Origin of the sequence: Sporomusa malonica (genome assembly GCF_900176355.1) — a bacterium.
Taxonomy (GTDB): domain Bacteria; phylum Bacillota; class Negativicutes; order Sporomusales; family Sporomusaceae; genus Sporomusa; species Sporomusa malonica.
Genome location: NZ_FWXI01000001.1, coordinates 24404 through 46396 on the forward strand (window position 1 = coordinate 24404; position 21993 = coordinate 46396).

Consider the following 21993-nt stretch of genomic DNA (forward strand, 5'->3'; position numbering starts at 1 on the left):
AGTATGTATAAAGTAACGTTAATCCCCGGTGATGGTATTGGGCCAGAAATATCGGAGGCCATGCAGAATGTTTTTGCTGCCGCCGGAGCACCAGTGACTTGGGAAATATGCTATGCCGGTCAGGCGGGAATCACCCAATATAGTGACCCGTTACCTGAACAAACACTAGCTAGTATTCGTCACAACAAGGTAGCGTTGAAAGGTCCACTCACTACTCAGGTGGGGGAGGGATATCGCAGTATCAATGTTTCGCTTAGGAAGACGTTCGATCTATATTGCAATTTGCGGCCGGTAAAGTCTTTGCCAGGCATTAAGACGCGCTACCCGGAAGGGGTAGATCTCGTGGTCTTTCGGGAAAACACGGAAGATTTATACAGCGGTGCTGAACACCGGATGGGAAGCCATGCCGCTGTTGGCCTCAAGATAATTACTGAGGACGCTTCCCGGCGTATTGCTCAGGCTGCTTTTGAATATGCCTCCGCTCACGGTCGTAAGAAAGTGACTGCTGTTCACAAGGCTAATATTATGAAGTTAACCGACGGCTTATTTTTGAACTGCACACGGGAAGTGGCAAAGAAGTTTCCGGATATACATTATGATGAAGTCATCATCGACAACCTTTGTATGCAGCTTGTGGTTCAACCCCAGAAATACGATGTGTTACTTGCCCCCAATCTGTATGGCGATATTATCTCCGATTTGTGCGCTGGATTGGTAGGGGGGCTGGGAGTTGTTCCTGGTGCCAATATCGGAACAGAATGCGCTATTTTCGAAGCTGTACATGGTACGGCGCCCGATATCGCCGGTAAGAATATTGCTAATCCCGCCGCGATGTTATTATCTGGGGGGATGATGCTGGATTATTTGGGTGAAAAGGTGGTAGCGAGTCGAATCAGGGCGGCTCTGGAAAAGGTGCTGGCTGATGGTGAAGTCCAGACTCCTGATTTAGGCGGAAAAGCGACCACTTCAGACATGGCGGCAGCCATTATCGCAAACTTGAAATAATGAAGGCGAGGTACTATCATGGTTGAATTAGTAAGAAAAGGGGTATTTCTTTTTAAGAGCCGGATGATTGTGGAGGCTGCAGATCAACTGAGTGAGTATGAAATCAATAATCGTCTGCTGAGTGCAGATCTTGGCCCTTTATCGGATTGCAGTATTTCCCAGGAAACTGCGCGTGCCAATACCATGGCATATCAAATTATGACTGCTCATAATTTGTCGGGGGATTGGCGTAAACTTAAGCTGCGTTTTGATTCCTTAGCCTCCCATGATATTACATATGTCGGTATCATCCAGACAGCTGCTGCCAGTGGCCTGAAAGAGTTTCCCGTTCCCTATGTTCTTACCAATTGCCATAACAGCCTATGTGCGGTAGGTGGAACTATTAACGAGGATGATCATGTTTATGGTGTTTCAGCGGCTCGTAAATATGGAGGAATTTTTGTTCCTGCTCATCAGGCGGTCATTCACCAGTATATGAGGGAAATGATGTCTGGTTGTGGCAAGATGATTCTTGGGTCAGACAGCCATACCCGTTATGGCGCTTTAGGCACGATGGCAATTGGCGAAGGCGGCCCTGAACTTGCAAAACAACTGCTCAATAAGACATATGATATGGATTATCCTGAAGTTGTGGCGGTTTACTTAGATGGTCACCCCATACCCGGAGTTGGACCACAAGACGTGGCCTTGGCGATAATCGGTGCTGTTTTTAAAGACGGGTTTGTAAAAAACAAAGTATTAGAGTTTGTTGGGCCAGGTGTTGGCAACCTTTCTGTTGATTTCAGAAACGGAATAGATGTTATGACAACCGAGACAACATGTCTTTCCTCAATTTGGTGTACCGATGAAAAAGTTTTGGAATTTTACAGGATTCACGGCCGACCGGATGCTTATCGTAAATTGGAACCAGGAGAAGTAAGCTATTATGATGGGCTGATAAAAGTGGATTTAGGCCGGATTGTGCCTATGATTGCGCTGCCGTTTCATCCCAGCAATGTGTGGTCTATCTCTGAACTTAATCAACACGCTGTTGAAATTCTTCGTGAAATTGAAATGATAGGAAAGAAACAGCTGGAAAACCCTAATGTAGAGTTACGTCTCAGCAATAAGGTGGTTAATGGGCGAGTAAAGGTAGATCAGGGAATCGTTGCGGGCTGTGCGGGTGGCACTTTTGAGAATATCGCAGCCATGGCGCAAATTTTAGAGGGGAAATCGACTGGCACAGATCAGTTTGCGTTAAGTATTTATCCTGCGAGTCAGCCTGTAAATGTTGAATTAATTAATAATCGCGCTATTGAAAAACTAATGATTGCCGGTGCTGTTTTAAGGTCTGCTTTTTGCGGGCCGTGCTTCGGGGCAGGTGATGTGCCGGCTAATAACGGTCTTAGCATTCGCCATACTACACGTAATTTCCCCAACCGGGAAGGATCCCGGCCGGGTGACGGACAGATTGCGTCAGTAGCCTTAATGGATGCCCGTTCAATAGCTGCTACTGCCTTGAATGGAGGCATACTAACTCCGGCAACTGAAATAGATTTTCCGGCGGAGATTCCTTCGTATCAATTTAATAAGCAAATCTATGATAATCGGGTTTATCAAGGGTTTGGCAAGGCTCAACCCAAGGAGGAACTAACCTTTGGTCCCAACATTGTAGCGTGGCCAAAAATTCGGGCACTTCCCCAAAATCTGCTCCTTAAGGTTGCGTCAGTTATCCATGACCCCGTTACTACGACTGATGAACTAATCCCTTCGGGTGAAGCTTCATCATACCGTTCCAATCCTCTGAAGCTTGCAGAGTTTACCCTTTCCAGAAAAGACCCCGGGTATGTTAATCGGGCTAAGGCGGTTCAGGCACTTGAACTTAAACGTCAAACACTATCCAATGGTGTAGTTATCCAAGAAGTGGAAGAGTTTTTTCGACCGGTTCTTAAAGATGAAAAACAAGATGTTAACCAATTGCAACAGATAATTAGAGATACCGGGATAGGCAGCGTAATTTTTGCAATCAAGCCTGGTGACGGCTCGGCGCGGGAGCAGGCCGCTTCATGTCAGAGAGTATTAGGGGGAGATGCTAATATTGCAATCGAATACGCCGCAAAGCGTTATCGCAGCAATCTGATTAACTGGGGAATGATTCCTTTTACTATTTCTACCGGAGATCAAGATAAACTTCGTGTTGATGATTATCTATATATACCGGGAATACGTCAAGCGATAATAAATGGTGAGGAAAAGGTTCAAGCCGTTGTTGTCGGGGCGAAGGGTACAACAATGCTTGAATTAAAATTAGAGGATATTTCCCAAGAGGAAAGAGATATTATTTTAGCTGGTTGTCTAATGAATTATTATGCCAACTAAAGGGCAATTTCTTTGGTCTACCAGAATTTATAACGCAATTCTGTTGACATAAGAACGACTAAGGCTTCTGCCGGCGTCCTGAAGGACTTGGCACAAGCCAAGTCTTTTCTTACAGAGATTCAGGTCATTTATTGACTTGACAGACGACTATCTGGATGATAAACTACTCACAACATCATTATAATGAAATAGCTGATCAGAGAACTGAAGGCTAAGTTAACCCCTGAGGGTTAACTTGGCCTTTTCTTTTTTTTCAATGGGTAGACAGCATGTACGGGAGGGAAATGTCAGTGAAGAAGGTATGGAATTTTATTACACGTGAAGTCAGGTTATTGGTGAAAAGTTTTGTTCAATATACAAAGATAGTTGAGTTATAAGAGGGAAAGCGGTTAGTGAACAAGTAGGATGTATTGCTCGAGTGACACCGGGCTGAAATAATAATAATTTATAAGGGGAGATTGGCATGTTTCAACTAAGTGCAAAACCAAGGTCAAAATCTGTAAAAATCTATCTTCTTATTATTGCGTTATCGCTCATAATAACCAGCCTTGCAGGCTGCGCTAAACAAGAGGCGACAGCCGATAAAGCTGGTAAACCAGCTGCTGAACCAGTTAAGCTGCTCAACGTTTCCTATGACCCGACCCGCGAACTGTACAAGGAATTTAATGAATCTTTTGCCACTCAATGGAAAAATAAAACAGGCCAAAGTGTTACCATTCAGCAGTCTCATGGTGGTTCGGGTGCTCAGGCGCGAGCGGTGCGTGAAGGTATTGAAGCCGATGTCGTGACATTAGCTTTAGCACAAGACATCGATGAACTGCAGAAGGCTGGGCTCATTTCTGCCGATTGGCAAAAGCGTTTGGCGCAGAACTCTACTCCCTATACTTCAACCATTGTTTTTCTGGTACGTAAGGGCAATCCCAAAAATATTAAAGACTGGGATGATTTAGTTAAACCAGGTGTAGCAGTCATTACCCCTAACCCGAAAACCTCGGGTGGTGCCCGCTGGAATCATCTAGCAGCCTGGGGCTACGCGTTGAAAAACAATAATAACGATGAAAGCCAGGCCAAAGATTTCATCGCCAAGCTATATCAAAATGTGCCGGTACTTGATACTGGAGCCAGGGGCTCAACAACTACTTTTGTTGAACGTGGTATTGGTGATGTACTACTGGCATGGGAAAACGAAGCCCTATTAGCAGAAAAAGAATTGGGCAAAGACAAATTTGAGATTGTAGCACCGTCATTAAGTATCCTGGCTGAGCCACCTGTCACTGTGGTTGATAAAGTAGTCGATAAAAAGGGAACCCGGCAGGTAGCTGAGGCGTATCTCCAATATCTCTATACCGACCAGGGCCAGGAGCTTGCTGCCAAGCACTACTACCGGCCGCGTGCTGAGGCGGTTGCTGCCAAATATGCTAACCAATTTCCTAAGCTAAACCTATTTACAATTGCTGAACTTGGTGGCTGGACGGAGGCTCATAACAAACACTTTAAAGATGGCGGTATCTTTGATCAAATCTATGCACCAAAAGCCAAACAATAACGAAGTGGGGAATAATCATGAGTCTTAAATCCCTTACAATAACTAAGCATAGTATACTGCCGGGCTTTGGACTCACTATGGGCTTTACCATGTTATACATTGGGCTCCTAGTATTGATTCCGCTATCTACCATTATTCTTAAAGCAGCTGGGCTAGGGTGGGCGCAATTTTGGGACATAATCACAGCTCCGCGACTGGTGGCTTCCTATAAACTCAGTTTTGGGGCATCGCTCATTGCCGCCGCCATTAACGCTGTATTTGGGTTACTGGTAGCTTGGGTACTGGTACGCTACTCGTTTCCCGGCAAACGAATTATTGATGGGCTTGTCGATCTGCCCTTTGCCCTCCCAACCGCTGTTGCAGGTATAACATTAACTACGCTGTATGCTCCCAATGGCTGGATTGGCAAGCATTTGGTGTTACTTGGCATCAAAGGCGCTTATTCGCCCCTGGGGGTTGTCATTGCTCTTACGTTTATCGGATTGCCGTTTGTGGTACGGATGGTTCAACCAGTCCTGCAAACATTAGACAAAGAAGTAGAAGAAGCGGCGGCCAGCCTGGGCGCTGGCCGCTTGCAAACCTTTACAAAGGTTATCTTTCCGGAAATATTCCCAGCCCTCTTAACCGGTTTTGCCTTGGCTTTTGCCCGGGCTCTGGGGGAGTATGGGTCGGTTGTGTTTATCTCAGGCAACATGCCGATGCAAACCGAGATTACACCACTGCTGATCATGACCAAGCTTGAGCAATATGACTACAGCGGTGCCAGCGCCATTGCCGCGGTTATGCTGTTTGTTTCATTCATCCTGCTGTTCTTAATTAATATTCTGCAGTGGTGGCAGGGGAGACGGCATGGCTAATTTTGAAAGGAGGCGATACTAATGGCCGGTAATATAGGACTACGGCAAGGGACAACAACTACACGGCAAACCCTGGGCTCAACAACCGAACTGCCGTTGGTTCGCTGGCTGCTTATTGCAATTGCCCTTGGGTTCCTAGGTTTAATGTTGATTGTCCCTGTTGTCGCCGTATTCATGAAGGCATTTGAACAAGGATTGGCACTTTATCTTAAAGCGATAACAGAACCAGATGCTTTGGCTGCTATCAAGCTTACTCTGCTGACAGTAGTCATTGCTGTACCGCTTAATACGCTGTTTGGGCTGGCGGCAGCCTGGGCAATAGCTAAGTTTGAGTTTAGGGGAAGAAACTTTCTAATTACATTGATTGACCTGCCGTTTGCCGTTTCGCCGGTTATCGCCGGCCTGATTTTTGTATTTTTGTTTGCTAAACCCGGTGTATTCGGTCCGTGGCTGGCTGCCCATGAAATCAAGATTATTTTTGCGGTGCCAGGGATTGTTTTGGCCACAGTTTTTGTTACTTTTCCATTTATTGCCCGTGAACTAATTCCACTGATGCAGGCTCAGGGAACAGCCGAGGAAGAGGCGGCGCTAACCTTGGGGGCGAGCGGTTGGAAAACTTTTTGGCATGTTACATTACCCAATATCAAGTGGGGCTTGATTTATGGCGTTATTCTTACAAGTGCCAGGGCAGTCGGTGAGTTTGGTGCCGTATCGGTCGTTTCGGGACATATTCGCGGCCTTACTAATACCCTGCCGTTGCATGTTGAGATTTTATATAATGAATACCAGTTTGTTGCGGCGTTTGCCGTGGCCTCCCTGATGACGCTGATGGCCATCATAACCCTAGTTGTAAAGAATATTGCCGAATGGAAAGTGCAGCAGCAAAGCCAGGAGTTAGAAGTTGAGTAGCGTACAGGGGGTTAAATCATGAGTATCGAGATTGTCAATATAAATAAGCAGTTTGGTTCGTTTACAGCCTTGAAAGATGTCAATCTAACAATTCCGACAGGAGAACTTGTGGCCCTTTTAGGGCCGTCTGGTTCAGGCAAGACAACGCTGCTCAGAATCATCGCCGGTTTAGAGTTAGCTGATCAGGGTTCAATACTCTTCAATGGGGAAGACACTTCTCAAAGAAATGTTCAGCAAAGGCAAGTAGGGTTTGTCTTTCAGCATTATGCATTATTTCGTCATATGACTGTTTTTGACAATGTCGCCTTTGGCTTAAACGTCCGTCCAAGCAAAGTACGTCCTTCAAAAAGCGAGATTCAGGAAAAAGTCCATAAATTATTGAGCCTGGTTAAGCTTGAAGGCCTGGCTAACCGCTATCCAACCCAGTTGTCAGGAGGGCAGCGGCAGCGGGTGGCGTTAGCCAGAGCGCTTGCTGTTGAACCACAGGTGCTGCTCTTGGATGAACCGTTTGGTGCGTTGGATGCCAAAGTCCGTAAAGAATTACGGCGTTGGCTCAGGCAATTGCATGATGAACTTCACGTTACCAGTGTGTTTGTTACCCATGACCAGGAAGAGGCGCTAGATGTTGCAGACCGCATCGTAATCCTTAGCAATGGCCGCATTGAACAAATGGGAACACCGGAAGAAGTGTATGAACATCCGAATAGTCCGTTTGTATACGACTTTTTAGGAAATGTAAACCTGTTCCGCGGGCGTATTCATAAAGGCCGGATCAGCCTTGGCTCGATTGAATTAGAAGCACCTGATCATGTTGATACACTGGATACACAGGCCGTAAGCTTTGTGCGTCCTTACAATATCGAGGTAGAACGGGAAGGCAAGGGGCAGGAATTTATTCCGGCACGTATCCTGTATATCCGGGCCGTAGGGCCAACTGTCCAGCTTGAGCTAAAGAGGGAAGATACCGGCGAGTTAGTCGAAGTAGAATTAAGTAAAGCGCGGTTTCGGGAGCTTGAGTTAAAATCCGGTGAAAAAGTATATGTCAAACCTAAAGACCTGCAAATATTCATTCCCGAAGATTATGTTATCTAATGTCAAGGGGACGGTTCTTTTGACATTAATTTTTGTCGCAGGGGGAAAGTAGTGTGAAGAAATGCATTTAGAGGAAAAACGCTTGGAGACAGATATTCTCATCATTGGCGGTGGGACAGCAGGCTGTTTTGCCGCCATAACCATTGCGGAGAATTCTGCGGCGAAGGTCATTATTGCTGAAAAGGCTAATATCAAACGCAGCGGCTGTCTGGCAGCAGGTGTGAATGCCCTCAACGCTTATATTGTCAAAGGTCAGACACCAGACACCTACCTTAATTATGTTAAAAATGATGCTGCCGGTGTGGTTAGGGAGGATCTTGTTTATACGGCGGCAGAGCGGCTTAATCAAGTCACCCGTAAAATGGAGAGCCTGGGGCTGGTCATCCAAAAAGATGAGAATGGCGAGTATGCTGCCCGGGGAACCAGAAATATCAAAATCAATGGTGAGAATATAAAACCGCTGCTGGCTGAGGCCGTGCTGAACAGCCCTAGCATTATAGTACTCAATCAAATCAATATTACTGATTACATGATCAAGGATGGCAAAGTAGTAGGAGCGTACGGTTTTTCCATCAACTCTCCTATCTTTTATGCTATCTCAGCCAAAGCTGTGATCTGTGCTACCGGTGGAGCGGCTGGTCTCTACCGACCCAATAACCCTGGTTTTTCCCGGCATAAAATGTGGTACAGCCCGTTTAATACCGGGGCAGGTTATGCCATGGGAATTAGGGCTGGCGCGGAAATGACCACATTTGAAATGCGGTTTATTGCCCTGCGATGTAAGGACACCATCGCTCCGACCGGCACCATTGCCCAGGGCGTTGGTGCGCAGCAGGTAAACAGTCAGGGTGAAGAATATGAGCAGAAATACGGTAGTATGAGCACAGCTAACCGCCTGTATTCTACTGTCATGGAAAACAAACACGGCCGGGGGCCTTGTTATTTAAAAACTGCAGGGATTAGCACAGAGCAAGAGGCCGAGTTATACAAAGCCTATCTCAATATGGCGCCGGCTCAGACGTTGCGCTGGTTTGAGCGCAAGGGTCCGGCGACAGAAAATGTAGAGATTGAGGGCACCGAGCCGTACATTGTCGGCGGACATACTGCTAGCGGTTATTGGGTAGACACGAAACGGGCGGCAACCATTGACGGACTTTATGCAGCAGGTGATGTGGCCGGCGGCAGCCCGCAAAAATTTGTGACAGGGTGTTTTGCCGAAGGAGAAATTGCCGCCTTTTCGGCCGTGGACTATAGTCAGGATAAAAGCAATTCCTGGCCTGAACCAAGTGAGATACACAAGCAAACGGCAAGAGTACAACAAATGTTGCAGGGAGATCCGGTACTGTATACTGCAGAAACTATCGAAGAGGCCATGCAAAAAGTTATGGATGACTATGCCGGAGGAATTTCATCAGGGTATGCCTATAATTATCAAAAGCTCCAGGTAGCAAAACAATGCATTGAAGAGTTGCTGGAAATGAGCAAGCACATAAGAGCAAAAGACATGCGCCAGTTAATGCATAACCAGGAAGTCATCGATCGGCTATATGTTTGTAAGGTCCTTATCTGTCATCTGGAGGCCAGACAGGAGACCCGCTGGCACTCATTTCAGGAAAACACCGATTATCCGGAAAAAAATGATAGCGACTGGCTAAAATACGTTAACTCCAGACTAGTAAACGGTGAAGTCAAGATTGTACTCCGAGACTTAGTAAAGAGGGATGAAATCTATGAGCATCAGGATTGATAGCCATAAGTGTATTGGGTGTGGCAAGTGCCGGGAGGTATGTCCCGGGAGTCTGCTCCTGGCGACAGATTCTGGTCAAACAGATATTAGCGAGCCGAAGGACTGTTGGGGATGTACCTCCTGTCTGAAGGAATGTAATTACAACGCAATTCAATATTACCTCGGTGCCGATATGGGCGGGCGGGGCAGCACACTGTATACCCGGCAGGAGGGGCAGCTCATGCACTGGGTTGTCACAGCGCCGAATGGCAGCGAGAAAACAATTACTATCGATACGAAGCAAGCCAATGCATACTAAGGAGGATTTTAACGATGGATCATTTGGATCGTTTGGAAGCGCAAAGTATATTTATCTTGAGAGAGGCATATAAGAAGTTTGGTAAGCTAGGTATGCTGTGGTCAATAGGTAAAGATTCAACTGTTTTATTATGGCTGGCCAAAAAAGCCTTTTTCGGGCACTGCCCGTTCCCGTTTATTCATGTGGATACGACCAACAAAATCCCTGAGATGATTGCCTTTAGAGACAACGTAGCCAAAGAATACAATCTGGATCTGATTGTACACACCAATGAAGAGGCTTTGCAGGCAGGGATGGGGCCGGAAAAAGGCCGGCTAGTGTGCTGCAAAGCCCTGAAAACTGACGGACTGCAGCAGGTGGTTACCAAATATGAGTTTGAAGGGCTGATATTAGGGATACGCCGCGATGAAGAGGGCTCACGCTCCAAAGAACGGGTTTTTAGTGAACGCAATAAAGACTCAGAGTGGGATTACACTAATCAACCGCCTGAACTTTGGAACCAATTTAAGACCGATTTCCCCAAAGGGAATCACATTCGCGTACATCCGATTTTGCATTGGAATGAGATTGATATCTGGTCATATATCGGCAGGGAAAAAATCCCCCTTGTTGATCTCTATTTTGCCAAAAACGGCAAAAGGTACCGCAGTCTTGGCTGTGCTCCCTGCACAGGACAAATTGATTCTAATGCAACTACTGTTGAGGAAATTATCGAGGAACTTAAAAACACTAAGCAAGGTGAAAGAGCTGGTCGTGCGCAAGATCAAGAGGATTCATATGCTATGCAAAAACTACGCAAAGACGGATATATGTAATACGGAGAATACATCGGAGATAGGGAGGCCGCTTACATGGGCGTTGAGAGAGAAGTACTAAATATCGTTGTTGTTGGCCATGTCGATCATGGGAAATCTACAGTGATTGGCAGGCTGCTGTATGACACCAAGTCTTTGCCAGAAGGTGCAATTGACCGGGTAAAACGAATTGCCAAAGAAAAGGGGAAACCCTTTGAATATGCGTATCTGTTAGACGCTTTTGAAGAAGAGCAGAAGCAAGGTATTACCATTGATACTACCCAGCTGCAATTTCGCACCGAACAAAGGGATTATGTCATTATTGATGCCCCTGGACATAAGGAATTTCTGAAAAACATGATTTCCGGAGCTGCCAGCGCTGAGGCCGCGCTCTTAATTATCGACGCAAATGAGGGGATTCAGGAACAATCCAAACGGCATGGCTATATACTGTCATTGCTCGGGATACAAAAAGCCTATGTACTTATTAATAAGATGGATTTAATCGATTATTCGGAAGCAAAGTTTAATGAGATTAAGCAGGAAATGAATGAGTTTTTGCATAATCTCCACGTGTTTCCCTTAAAATACATCCCGATTTCAGCCTTTTTTGGCGAGAATATGATTACACGTTCGGAAAAAATGCCCTGGTATAAAGGCGAGCCCATCCTTAAGGCAATCGACCTGTTCGAAAAAGACCGTGGTTTAGAATCAAAGCCGCTCCGATTCCCCATTCAAGACGTATACAAATTTGATAACCGGAGAATTATTGCCGGACGGATCGAATCCGGCACCCTGCATGTCGGGGACGAAGTTCTGATATCTCCCAGTAATAAGCTGACAAAGGTTAAGACAATAGAGTACTGGGCCGATAAGGATAAAACTGACAGTATCTATGCCGGCATGTCGGTGGGCATAACGGTTGAAGATGAGTTTTTTAACCAACGGGGAGAATTTATTGTTCATCCTGACCAGGCGCCACTAGTATCTGATACGTTCAAAGCCAACATCTTCTGGATGGGGAAGAAGCCTTTGGTGAAAGGAACAGACTATAAGCTCAAACTGGCTACTCAAGAATTAGAATGTGAAATCCACTCAATCGTCAAAGCCATTGATGCCACTACCTTGGAGACGATAGAAGATGCCGGACAGGTAAAAACCAATGACGTAGCCGAAGTCATTATCAGGACTAAAAAGCAGCTCTGTTTTGATGAATTTAAGAACAACCAGCTGACAGGCCGGTTTGTTATTGTTGACGGTTATGATGTAAGCGGCGGCGGGATTGTCTCAGGCCTTGTGAAAGCGTGGCAGGCTGTGAGCAAATTGACTGGCAATGGTTTGGAAATGATCGTAAATTGCTTTGATGATTATTTTTATGTGCTTGCCGAAGGTACTGTGAGAAAGCTGGATGCCAGGCCGCATACCTTTACCGTGGGGGATGTAGTCTCCGTGACCGGAAAAACCTACGAGTATCCAGAGGATTTCGATATTATTGACATCCAGACTAAAGTGGCTGCTAAAGTAAGAAAAGCCAAAGTGGCAGGTTTTGCAAAGTTAGGGGAATATACTTATGATGATGTACCTGTTATTGACTCCAAGGGGGCTTATCTAAGGCTAGAGGTCAAAAACTATGGCGAATTTATTCGTGAGCTCGAAGCCATCAACGACTGGCATAGCAAGCAGGCGTCAAGTTTCACCAATAAATGGCTTGCGTTCACCAAGTATCGGAATATCCCGGTTGTAGCAGTATTAGGGGCAGCAGGTACAGACTATCAGATTTAATAAAATCCATCATTTCTTTTAGGTTTCTTCATAAGTTCTTCACAATCTGCTGGTACAATTACTACAACAATGAAAGCGAGAAGGCCCGTGAATATCGCCTCGAATATAGGTGACACTCACGGGCCTTTCAAATTTTAAACTAGCTCCTAGATGTTTCGCGTTAAAGTTTGAATTTTGCTGTAATTCCATTAAGAGCAGTAGCCAGTTTAGCCAACGATTCGGAACTTGAGCTAACCTCATGGAGGCTGGCGCTTTGTTCTTCTGCCGATGCCGCTACTGTTTGGGCAGTTGCACCGGTTTCTTCCGCTACCGCACCAATATTTTGGACATTATTGACGACAGATTGCATGCCATGGGCAGTCTCGCCCACTGCCCGACTGATCTGTTCAATGCCGGTTTTAACTTGCGATAGTTTGCCAATGATTGCTTGGAAGCCTTGCTGGGTTTCGCCAGTTGCAGTCTTACCTGCTAGCACTTCCATATTGGCTTTAGTCATTACATCTACAGAGAATTGGATGTCTGTAGTCATTTTACCGATGATTTCTTCAATATGATTGGTGGCAGCGGCACTTTGCTCGGCAAGTTTGCGGACTTCTTCTGCTACTACTGCAAAGCCACGCCCGGCTTCGCCTGCTCTGGCTGCCTCTATGGCAGCGTTCAAGGCCAATAGATTGGTCTGGCCGGCAATACTGCGAATTGTGGTAACGATTTGTTGAATGTCACCTGACCCTTTCACGAGAGATTCAGATACTTTGGTAATATCAGACATTGATTTTTCGATAGTATTATTCTGCATCACAAGTTTATTAATGAGTTGCATACCTTGGTCGGCGTCGCCGACGGCATCCTGAGTTACGCTATTGACATGGGAAGCACTGGCGCTCATTTCTTCGGCGCCGGCACTAACCTCCTGGATAACGGCAGAAATCTCGGTGATATTGTTAGTATTTTGATCAACCCCAGTGGCGACATTGGTAATATTTTTAGCAATACTTTCTGAGACCTGAAGTTGCTCTTCCGCCGATGAAGATAGCTCTTCACTAGAAGCGGCCAAGGTTTCGGCGTTGTTTCTGAGCAACTGGACAATTTCGCGCAATGATCGCTTCATCTTAAGAATTGCTTCGGCCATGTCACCGATCTCATCGTTGCAGGCAGCATGAATATCTTGGTGCGATAAGTCTAACTCACTGACTTCTAGTAGGTCAGTTCGCAGTACACTCATCCTGCGAGCCAGCTGACGGCTATACCAAATCAGAATGGCTATGATAGTAAGGATACCTAATCCGCTGGAGGCAATGACTATAGTAAATACAGTGGTTTGTTTCTCAATGAGTTGGTGAAGGCGTTGTTGAAGAGCAGAATTCTGAGTTGACATGGCCTCATCAAACAATTTGTCGACTGATTCGGTTTTTTTGCGGGTTCCTGATAATACAGCGGCATAAGCGGGATCATTAGCCTGTTTTAAGGTGATCGCTTGTTTGATGTCCTCGATGTATGAGACCAGTGCTGTCTGCAACTTTTCGCTCACTTGTTTACTTTCCACTGCGGTCACCGCGGTAGTGAATGTCTTTACTGCTTCGTAGCTTTGGTTTAGCAAGGTTAAGGTATCGGCGGCATATTTGGGATCATTGTAAGCAACATAACCGCGCATATTGCTCAAGCCTTGATGAAAATCATCCTGGGATTTCTGCAGAGCCATAGTCCGTGGTACAGGGCCGGACAGCATAGTTTGATAAGCAGTACTGGTTTCCCTGAACTGATAGATGGTCATACCCAGGATGATGATCATGAGTAGCAGGGTAATTCCCATAAGAACACCTAATTGGGCGCCAATCGGTATACGTTGTCTCATTCTTTATGCCTCCTACTATAGTTGAAATAAGAATTACAATATAAATATTATCCTAATTAGTATTAAAGTCAATACTAATTAGGATAATATTTAGTGAAATTTAATATGCTACATTATGATATACAGATCCGTATAAGCGAGGAGCGATATTTATGAATGTAGGGCAAAAAATAAAAGAAATTCGGGAATCACAAAACGTAAGTATGAACAGTCTGGCCAAAAGATGTGAAGTGTCGCAGGCAAATTTAAGCCGTATTGAAAGTGGACAACAGCAACCGGCCTTTGATACTTTGGAACGTATTATAGCTGCATTAGGTTTTACTCTTATCGATTTTTTTTCAACAGACAACTCCGAATTAGAACCGGATCTCAAGCATTTGAGTATTATTATTCGAACATTAAGCATTGAACAGAGAAGAGCCTTGCTGGTATTTTTAGAACAGATGAAAAAATAACTTTGTCAAAAATAATTTGCTTTCGTACAAGCTTCTCAAAGTAGTTCACTGATAAAATGCGCAGTATTTTCCTAATTTTTGCAGGATTATGCTAAAGCTGCTAGAATAGTAAGAGTATGTAAAAAAAATAACATACTCCTGAAGGAGGCTTGCACATGTCGAAACAAATCTGTGAGTTGGCTTACCAGGGCGCTTCAACTGCTGTTAGTGTAGCAGAGAAACTCCTTAATGAGGCCATTGAGAAGCACGGTGCTGAAGCATCGGTAAAGTATCCTGACACAGCGTACAAGCTGCCCATGGTTACCGCTTTAAGCGGTGAAGAAGTAACGACTTTAGGTGATATTGTCCCAGTTTTACAGAGAATTAAGGAAAATAATTTGCGGCCTGAACCTGAGCTAGGTAACGCTTTGTTGTCCGGTGAAGCGACATTATATGCCGGTGAAATCATCGAGGCGCTGCGTTATGTTGGCGGTGTTAAGCCTGATGAACCCCCATATACCGGCTTTTTGCCTGACCCTATTCTGCGTAAATTCGGTGTGCCGTTGGTTGACGGTACCATTCCTGGCGTTGCTGTTGTTACTGGTAAAGCCAAGGATGCCAAAGCTGGGGCTGCGCTGATTAAAGACCTGCAGTCTAAAGGTATACTGGTGATGTTAGTTAATGACATCATTGAGCAATGTATTGAAGAAAACATCAAAGTCGGTGTTGACTACCTGACTTTTCCATTAGGAAAGTTTACCCAGATTATTCATGCTGTTAACTTTGCCGCTCGCGCTGGTTTGGCCTTTGGTGGTGTTCCTAAGGGCGCGCGGGAGCAAATGCTTGATTATCAAAAACGTCGTGTGCCAGCTTTCGTTATCGTCCTCGGTGATCTTGACCCTGTGACCATTGCTATCGGGGCGGGGGCCTTGTTTATGGGCTTCCCCATTGTTACAGATCAAGCTTTGCCGCCAGAATTGCAAATTCCCGGACTCTTGGAAGCACAGCCTGACTATGACAAAATTGTTAAGCTATCCCTGGAGCTTCGCGGTATAAAACTTAAAATTGTTGATATTCCTGTGCCGATTACTGTCGGTCCGGCTTTTGAAGGCGAAACCATCCGTAAGAAAGAGGCCTGGGTAGAATTTGGCGGCGGCCGGGCACCGGGCTTTGAGCTTGTGCGCATGTGTGATGCCGGCCAGGTGGAAGATGGTAAAATTGAAGTTGTCGGACCGGAGATTGATGAAATGCCTGAGGGCAGTGTGTTTCCACTAGGTATTATCGTTGATATTTATGGCCGTAAGATGCAGGATGACTTTGAAGGCGTGCTGGAACGCCGCATTCACTACTTTATCAACTATGGTGAAGGTCTGTGGCATGTTGCGCAGCGTGATTTGTGCTGGCTCCGGATTAGCAAGGGAGCACAAGCGGCTGGTTTCAAAATCCGCCATTTTGGCGAGTTGTTAATCGCCAAGTTTAAGTCTGACTATCCAGCTATTGTTGACAGGGTACAAGTAACGCTGATTACTGACTCAAAAGCTATTGAAGAAAAAATTGCCGCTGCCCGGGATAAATATCAGGCCCGTGATGCCAGATTAAAAGGCCTGACTGACGAATCAGTTGACACCTTCTACTCTTGCACCCTATGCCAGTCATTCGCGCCTAATCATGTATGCATCGTATCGCCTGAACGGGTCGGTTTGTGCGGGGCGGTAAGCTGGCTTGACGCTAAGGCTTCCAATGAAATTACCCCGACTGGTCCAAATCAGCCAATTGCCAAAGGTGAGTGTCTTGATGAACAAAAAGGTATGTGGCAGAATCTTAATGACTTCCTTCATACTTCTTCCAACCGGACACTAGAAGAGGTTAACCTGTACACCTTAATGGATAAGCCTATGACATCCTGTGGTTGCTTTGAAGCGATTATGGCTATTTTGCCGCAAACGAATGGTGTTATGATTACCACTCGCGAACACTCTGGCGATACACCTTGTGGGATGACCTTTTCGTCACTAGCCGGAACGTGCGGCGGCGGGGTACAAACACCTGGCTTTATGGGGATTGGCCGCCGCTATATCGTAAGTGCTAAGTTTATTCCGGCTGATGGCGGTCTGGGGCGTATTGTTTGGATGCCGAAAGAGCTTAAAGATTACCTGAAAGATGAACTCATTGAGCGTGCTGTCGCCCTTGGACTGGGTGCTGATTTTGTTAACAAAATCGCCGATGAGACAGTAGGCATCACCGAAGAAACCATCCTGCCTTTCCTGGAAGAAAAACAGCATCCGGCGTTGACAATGCCAGCGTTAATGTAAGAATGGATACTTAATATTGAAGTAAACCCACAGCGACTTGGCTGTGGGTTTATTTTTTAGGTAACTACTATTTTTAACAAGGAATTTCTTTAAAGACTATTGAATTTAAATCAAATCCTAATCACAGTGTAAGGAGGCTATCATTCTGACTACAGCTAATAAAGCTCAATCTGCGTGGCTGTTAATGGTAAGTGCTGCGGCCATATTAATGATTACGATGGGAGCCAGGCAGTCAGTAGGGCTTTTTGTTAACCCGCTGGATTCGGCTACAGGCCTGGGGATTGTTTCGATTAGTTTTGCGCTGGCAATTGGCCAGTTTATGTGGGGCTTAGCACAACCGATATTCGGGGCTATTGCCGATAAGAAGGGCTCTTATCATGTGCTTGTTTTTGGCACTCTGCTTCTGGCCGCAGGGTTGGCGCTGACACCCTTGGTTCAGTCCGAATGGGCGTTGATCTTAACCATGGGGATATTAAGTGCTGCAGGTGCGGGGGCGGGAAGTTTTTCTGTGCTGATTGGTGCGACATCAGGGCAGCTTCCCTTAGAGAAACGTGCTTTTGCCGGAGGCTTTATTAATGCTGGCGGTTCTTTGGGCCAATTTGTCTTTGCTCCATTACTCCAAGCCATCATTAGTATCTTTGGCTGGGTGGCGGCGATGCTGACTATGGCGGCAACAACACTGCTGACAATTCCCCTGGCCTCGGTGCTTTGTCGCGGCTCAGCATCCTCTAATGCCGCAGCCTCTCAGCCATCATCGGTGGGCTTATATCAGCAAGTCTGCCAAGCATTGCGCAATCCTAGTTATTTATGTCTGCATGCAGGTTTTTTTACTTGTGGATTCCATGTTGCTTTTCTGGTCACCCATCTTCCGGGTGAAGTTTCCTTATGTGGTCATTCAGCCAGTGTATCGGCTGCGTCATTAGCCCTTATTGGGCTATTTAATATTGGTGGCAGCCTAGCTGCCGGAGCGCTTGGCACACGTTACCGGATGAAGTACATACTTGCCGTTATGTACGGCAGTAGGGCTATTGTGATTGCCATGTATCTGCTTGCACCTAAGACACCACTTACCTTCTATATATTTGCGGCTAGCCTAGGATTTACCTGGCTTGCGACAGTGCCTCCGACTGCCGGTCTTGTGGGGAAGCTTTTTGGTACGAGGTACTTGGCTACTCTGTTTGGGCTGACACTCCTGACTCATCAAATCGGTGGATTCCTAGGCGCTTGGCTTGGCGGACTTGCAGTAGCCCATGATGGAAATTACCAGTGGATGTGGTATGCCGATATGCTGCTCGCGTCCGTAGCCGCATTAGTTAATCTGCCCATTAAGGAAGCAAAAGTTGGCGAAAAGCTGGCAACGGCATAACAGAGAATAAAGTTACATATAAAACTGTTAGTTAGACACAATATATTTGTTGCATCAAAAAACTAACAGGAGGCGATGTCACTATGACAGTACAAAGCGACTTAAAGAAGGCTCTGGCTGCTGCTGAATCTGCTAAAGGCTCCTATGCTTCCTTTGCCGAAGCAACTGATGACAACACCGCAAAAGCGATGTTTCAACAAATGTCTTCAGACATGGACCGGCATATCAGCCAACTGAACAGCCGCCTAGGGGTTACAGCACAAAATACGTTGAACCAGCAAGAACAGTAGAAGCGAATACAAATAGAAACATGGCTACTTCCGACACAGGCGGTAGCCATGTTTTTATTTGTAGGCTAAGGGTCTATTACTGTTTGTATTGGGGCTCTTGTTTCTCAACGTATTTTTGTCTACTTTTTAACGTTTCAATCGCATTGTCCAGGGTGGTTGCTAATTGCTCAAATGTTTGTTTTGCCTGCTGGTCCTGAGTCTCCAGTGAAAATGTCTTCATACTGGCTGCAGCACTTTGCACTGTTGCAATAGCCTGAGTCATTTGAGTACCTACTGTCATTTCTTCACCTCCTTTAAAGGAGCCTTACTATCCTTTTGGTTTACATAGTAAAGCTGACAAAAATCCAAAGATGATCGCCGCAGAAATGCCTGCGCTGGTAATTTTAAAAATACCTGTTAATACCCCGACAAGGCCGGTCTTTTCTGCCTCCTGGAGAGCACCCTTTACCAATGAATTACCAAAGCTGCTAATGGGAACTGAAGCTCCAGCACCTGCAAACTTAATTAAATCATCATATAGACCAAATCCGCCTAAAACAGCTCCTGTTACTACCAGTGTCACCATTGTATGTGCAGGGGTTAGTCTTAGCCCGTCCATCAGGAGTTGCCCAAGCACACAGATAGATCCGCCAACAACAAACGCTAAAATAAACTTCTCCAAATGTAAGCCTCCAATGTTACATTTCTATTGATACTGCATAGGCGATGCACGGTATGGTTTCTTTTTGCTGGTAAGACATAGGGGAGAGCAAAGCGCCTGTGGCGATCACCAAAATCCGCCTTAGCTCCCCTTTGCGCATCCGATTTAAAAGATGTCCGAAGGTAGTGGTTGCAACACAGGCACAGCCGCTGCCACCTGCGAAAACAGGCTGCTCCTCTTTGTACATCAAAATACCGCAGTCAGTCAACTTTTCTACAGGGATGTCAAGGCCATGCTTTGTAAGCAAGTCTCCGGCGATTCGGTGGCCTACCTTACCTAAATCTCCAGTCGTAATCAGGTCATAGTGCGAGGGGGTTATGTTCAGATCCCTGAAATGGGCTTCTATTGTGTCAACTGCAGCCGGAGCCATGGCTGCTCCCATATTAAAGGGATCGGATAGCCCCATGTCGATGACGCGTCCGATAGTAGCAGCTACAACCCGCGGGCCTACCCCCTGCTTTGCAACAACGGCAGCACCTGCTCCTGTGACAGTCCACTGGGCTGTGGGCGGTTTCTGTGCGCCATATTCAGTAGGATACCGGTATTGTTTTTCAGAGGCGGCGTTATGGCTGGATGTACCAATAAGTGCATTCTGTGCGAATCCACTATCGATCATCAATGAGGCTAAGGAAAGACCCTCCATCGAACTGGAGCATGCTCCATAAATACCTAAATATGGAACAGCAAGGGTACGGGCAGTAAAGCTGCTGGGCATAATCTGGTTAATCAGGTCACCACTGAGGAAAAACTGGATATCCTCTTTTTTGAGTCCAGCTTTTTTAATTGCAGTCTCACAAGCTTGTTCCAATAATTTTTTTTCTGCTTGTTCATAACTGTCCTGGCCAAGCCAGATATCACCGTGAAGCAGGTCAAAATCCTTTGCTAGATTGCCCTGTGACTCAAAAGGTCCGCCGATAGCTGCAGAGCCAATGATTACTGGTTTGGAGTTAAAAACCCATGTTTGATGACCTTGCAGCATTTACATTCCACCCAACGATGTAATGAGTACACTTACGATAGCAACAATGAAAGCGGAAAAGACGCCAAACACAATCACAGGTCCGGCGATTTTAAACATATTTCCACCGACACCTAATACAAACCCCTCACTTTTATGGTCAAGGGACGCTGATGCGATGGTATTCGCAAACCCTGTAACCGGAACGGCACTGCCAGCTCCCCCCCACTGAGCAATATGATCATATAATCCAAGGCTTGTAAGGGTCACAGACAACAAAATCAAAACCGCAACAGTAGGATCTCCTGCTGTCTTTTCGTCAAAGTTAAAATAGGTCATGAAAAACAACTGTATTCCCTGACCGATTGTACAGATAACGCCTCCGACAATAAAAGCTCGTATACAGTTTGTTAGTATGGGACGCTGTGGCTCTCTTGCCCGGGCAAAATCCTGGTATTGCTGCTGTACAGGGGTTAGATTCTTTCGTTTAATACTGGACAATATAATTCACCTTCTAGCGTAATAGATAGGGCTTAAGTTTTTTCATAAGCTGGCTTAGATTTTTTGCGTGCTCTGAATACATTGCTTTTGCTGCTTCATTCTTTGTTTCCAGAGCGAAGGTCGTGAGGTCCGCCTGGATCTTTTCGAAATTTGCATACAGCATTTCCTTAACTTTAGGCTGGGGGACTTGTACAGAGTCGTCAAATAGATCCAGGTATAAATCGCCTGACGAGTCAACCTGCCCGATAAAGACATTATCTAGTGACACACCTATGGTTTCCAACTGGATACCTAACCATTCTGTGTTAAACCCTAAAGAAAACAAGGACTCATTTAAAATGTTACCATCAAGTATAACTGTCTGCGGCTCTGCCAGTGGAGCTACTTTTTTTCCTAAATCATAAGAGGATACTGGTTTTTTGTCAGATTTCATCAAAACATTTATGTCGCCGGTATCTTCCATCACAGCAAATTCTACATCTGCTAGATTAAATGCATTTTTAGAACGAAGCTCCCGAAGAAGCTCTTCTCCTGTTAATCTTGTTTGCAGGAGATTCTCTTCCATAATTTTTCCATGCTTAATCAGCACGGTTTCCTTGCCGTTAATAAGGTCATGAACCCATTTGCTTTTTAAGGATAAATATTCCAATGCTATAGGAAACAGTCCCCAAACACCAAGCGCTATAAAGCCGAAGGCAGGGTTTTCAATCAAATTCAGTGACATTAACCCGGCAATTACTGCAATTACGATATAGCTTACTAACCTAAATGGTGTCATTCGGATAATATTTCTTTTGCCCATAAGTCTGGTCAAGAGGAGTAACAAAAAAAATAATGAAACTGAGCTAAATAAAATCTGTAGCCATGCCTGCATGTTTTCAATCTCCTGACTAGTTCCCTTTATATTGTGGCTCTTGATATTCTAAAGTCTGCATTCTTCGCTCAAGATCATTGATAATTATTCCGATAGCGTCCAGCGCTTCATTGTAAACTAACCTAGTTTCTTGATCCCTCGTCTGCATTGAATATAATCTCAATGTACCTTGATTACCTTTTAAAGTAGCTAACGTTTGTTTGACCTGAGAAGCAACTGTCATGTAGATTACCTCCATTTACCAAACTATTATTACATTTATCTTTGGGTTTAATTCAGCAAATTTATGGTAAATTGACCTGGAAAGCAGTTGGATAT

General features: G+C 45.4%; 21 protein-coding genes. 14 read left to right on the top strand and 7 right to left on the bottom strand.

All coding sequences use genetic code 11. The annotated features are described in order from the left end of the window. The first annotated feature begins 3 nt into the window (after positions 1 to 3). The 10 genes from B9A22_RS00125 to B9A22_RS00170 all read left to right on the top strand — a co-directional run bounded on the left by B9A22_RS00125 (position 4) and on the right by B9A22_RS00170 (position 12388). Positions 4 to 1005, top strand: coding sequence for an isocitrate/isopropylmalate dehydrogenase family protein (locus tag B9A22_RS00125; RefSeq protein WP_084573566.1), 1002 nt, complete (start codon positions 4 to 6; stop codon positions 1003 to 1005). 18 nt (positions 1006 to 1023) lie between these two features. After that, on the top strand, positions 1024 to 3363 hold the full coding sequence (locus B9A22_RS00130; protein ID WP_084573567.1) for a hydratase: 2340 nt from the start codon (positions 1024 to 1026) through the stop codon (positions 3361 to 3363). A 463-nt stretch (positions 3364 to 3826) separates the two neighbouring features. Then, the gene (locus tag B9A22_RS00135) at positions 3827 to 4909 is read left to right on the top strand and encodes a sulfate ABC transporter substrate-binding protein (RefSeq protein ID WP_084573568.1); all 1083 of its coding nucleotides are present in this window, start codon (positions 3827 to 3829) and stop codon (positions 4907 to 4909) included. Positions 4910 to 4926: 17 nt separating this feature from the next. After that, complete coding sequence (gene cysT, locus B9A22_RS00140; RefSeq protein WP_084573569.1) at positions 4927 to 5766, top strand: sulfate ABC transporter permease subunit CysT; 840 nt, start codon at positions 4927 to 4929, stop codon at positions 5764 to 5766. A gap of 21 nt (positions 5767 to 5787) precedes the next feature. Next, the gene (cysW, locus tag B9A22_RS00145) at positions 5788 to 6675 is read left to right on the top strand and encodes a sulfate ABC transporter permease subunit CysW (RefSeq protein WP_084573570.1); all 888 of its coding nucleotides are present in this window, start codon (positions 5788 to 5790) and stop codon (positions 6673 to 6675) included. Positions 6676 to 6693: 18 nt separating this feature from the next. After that, positions 6694 to 7767 (top strand): sulfate/molybdate ABC transporter ATP-binding protein, encoded by a 1074-nt coding sequence (locus B9A22_RS00150; protein ID WP_084573571.1) that lies wholly within the window; start codon positions 6694 to 6696, stop codon positions 7765 to 7767. Between the two features lie 61 nt (positions 7768 to 7828). After that, positions 7829 to 9514: an adenylyl-sulfate reductase subunit alpha gene (locus B9A22_RS00155; RefSeq protein WP_084573572.1), complete on the top strand. Its 1686-nt coding sequence runs from the start codon at positions 7829 to 7831 to the stop codon at positions 9512 to 9514. Beyond that, positions 9498 to 9812, top strand: coding sequence for a 4Fe-4S dicluster domain-containing protein (locus B9A22_RS00160; RefSeq protein ID WP_084573573.1), 315 nt, complete (start codon positions 9498 to 9500; stop codon positions 9810 to 9812). Before B9A22_RS00155 ends, B9A22_RS00160 begins: the two co-directional genes overlap by 17 nt. Before the next feature lie 14 nt (positions 9813 to 9826). Further along, entirely contained in the window at positions 9827 to 10627 is an 801-nt protein-coding gene (cysD, locus tag B9A22_RS00165; RefSeq protein ID WP_084573574.1) for a sulfate adenylyltransferase subunit CysD, read from the top strand. Between the two features lie 36 nt (positions 10628 to 10663). Next, positions 10664 to 12388: a GTP-binding protein gene (locus tag B9A22_RS00170; RefSeq protein ID WP_084573575.1), complete on the top strand. Its 1725-nt coding sequence runs from the start codon at positions 10664 to 10666 to the stop codon at positions 12386 to 12388. A gap of 160 nt (positions 12389 to 12548) precedes the next feature. On the opposite strand, the gene B9A22_RS00175 is transcribed toward B9A22_RS00170, so the two are convergent. Continuing rightward, on the bottom strand, positions 12549 to 14240 hold the full coding sequence (locus tag B9A22_RS00175; protein WP_084573576.1) for a methyl-accepting chemotaxis protein: 1692 nt from the start codon (positions 14238 to 14240) through the stop codon (positions 12549 to 12551). A gap of 152 nt (positions 14241 to 14392) precedes the next feature. Here B9A22_RS00175 and B9A22_RS00180 point away from each other — a divergent pair, with 152 nt between their 5' ends. From B9A22_RS00180 to B9A22_RS00195, 4 genes are all read left to right on the top strand, one after another. Beyond that, on the top strand, positions 14393 to 14695 hold the full coding sequence (locus B9A22_RS00180; RefSeq protein ID WP_084573577.1) for a helix-turn-helix domain-containing protein: 303 nt from the start codon (positions 14393 to 14395) through the stop codon (positions 14693 to 14695). A 155-nt stretch (positions 14696 to 14850) separates the two neighbouring features. Beyond that, the gene (gene acsB / locus B9A22_RS00185; protein ID WP_084573578.1) at positions 14851 to 16986 is read left to right on the top strand and encodes an acetyl-CoA decarbonylase/synthase complex subunit alpha/beta; all 2136 of its coding nucleotides are present in this window, start codon (positions 14851 to 14853) and stop codon (positions 16984 to 16986) included. Positions 16987 to 17194: 208 nt separating this feature from the next. Beyond that, on the top strand, positions 17195 to 18352 hold the full coding sequence (locus B9A22_RS00190) for an MFS transporter (RefSeq protein WP_245823719.1): 1158 nt from the start codon (positions 17195 to 17197) through the stop codon (positions 18350 to 18352). An 83-nt stretch (positions 18353 to 18435) separates the two neighbouring features. Then, the gene (locus B9A22_RS00195; protein WP_084573580.1) at positions 18436 to 18642 is read left to right on the top strand and encodes a DUF1657 domain-containing protein; all 207 of its coding nucleotides are present in this window, start codon (positions 18436 to 18438) and stop codon (positions 18640 to 18642) included. Positions 18643 to 18718: 76 nt separating this feature from the next. Here the strand turns inward: B9A22_RS00195 and B9A22_RS00200 are convergent, their stop codons facing one another. From B9A22_RS00200 to B9A22_RS00225, 6 genes are read right to left on the bottom strand one after another with little or no spacing between them, the layout of a single operon-like run. Beyond that, complete coding sequence (locus tag B9A22_RS00200; protein WP_084573581.1) at positions 18719 to 18922, bottom strand: DUF1657 domain-containing protein; 204 nt, start codon at positions 18920 to 18922, stop codon at positions 18719 to 18721. 27 nt (positions 18923 to 18949) lie between these two features. Then, complete coding sequence (gene spoVAE / locus B9A22_RS00205; protein ID WP_084573582.1) at positions 18950 to 19303, bottom strand: stage V sporulation protein AE; 354 nt, start codon at positions 19301 to 19303, stop codon at positions 18950 to 18952. Between the two features lie 16 nt (positions 19304 to 19319). Beyond that, the gene (gene spoVAD, locus B9A22_RS00210; RefSeq protein ID WP_084573583.1) at positions 19320 to 20321 is read right to left on the bottom strand and encodes a stage V sporulation protein AD; all 1002 of its coding nucleotides are present in this window, start codon (positions 20319 to 20321) and stop codon (positions 19320 to 19322) included. Then, positions 20322 to 20801, bottom strand: a complete 480-nt coding sequence (gene spoVAC / locus B9A22_RS00215; RefSeq protein WP_084573584.1) for a stage V sporulation protein AC — start codon at positions 20799 to 20801, stop codon at positions 20322 to 20324. It lies immediately after the preceding gene. Positions 20802 to 20814: 13 nt separating this feature from the next. Next, positions 20815 to 21675, bottom strand: coding sequence for a DUF421 domain-containing protein (locus tag B9A22_RS00220; RefSeq protein ID WP_084573585.1), 861 nt, complete (start codon positions 21673 to 21675; stop codon positions 20815 to 20817). 16 nt (positions 21676 to 21691) lie between these two features. After that, entirely contained in the window at positions 21692 to 21898 is a 207-nt protein-coding gene (locus tag B9A22_RS00225) for a DUF1657 domain-containing protein (protein ID WP_084573586.1), read from the bottom strand. Positions 21899 to 21993: the final 95 nt, after the last annotated feature.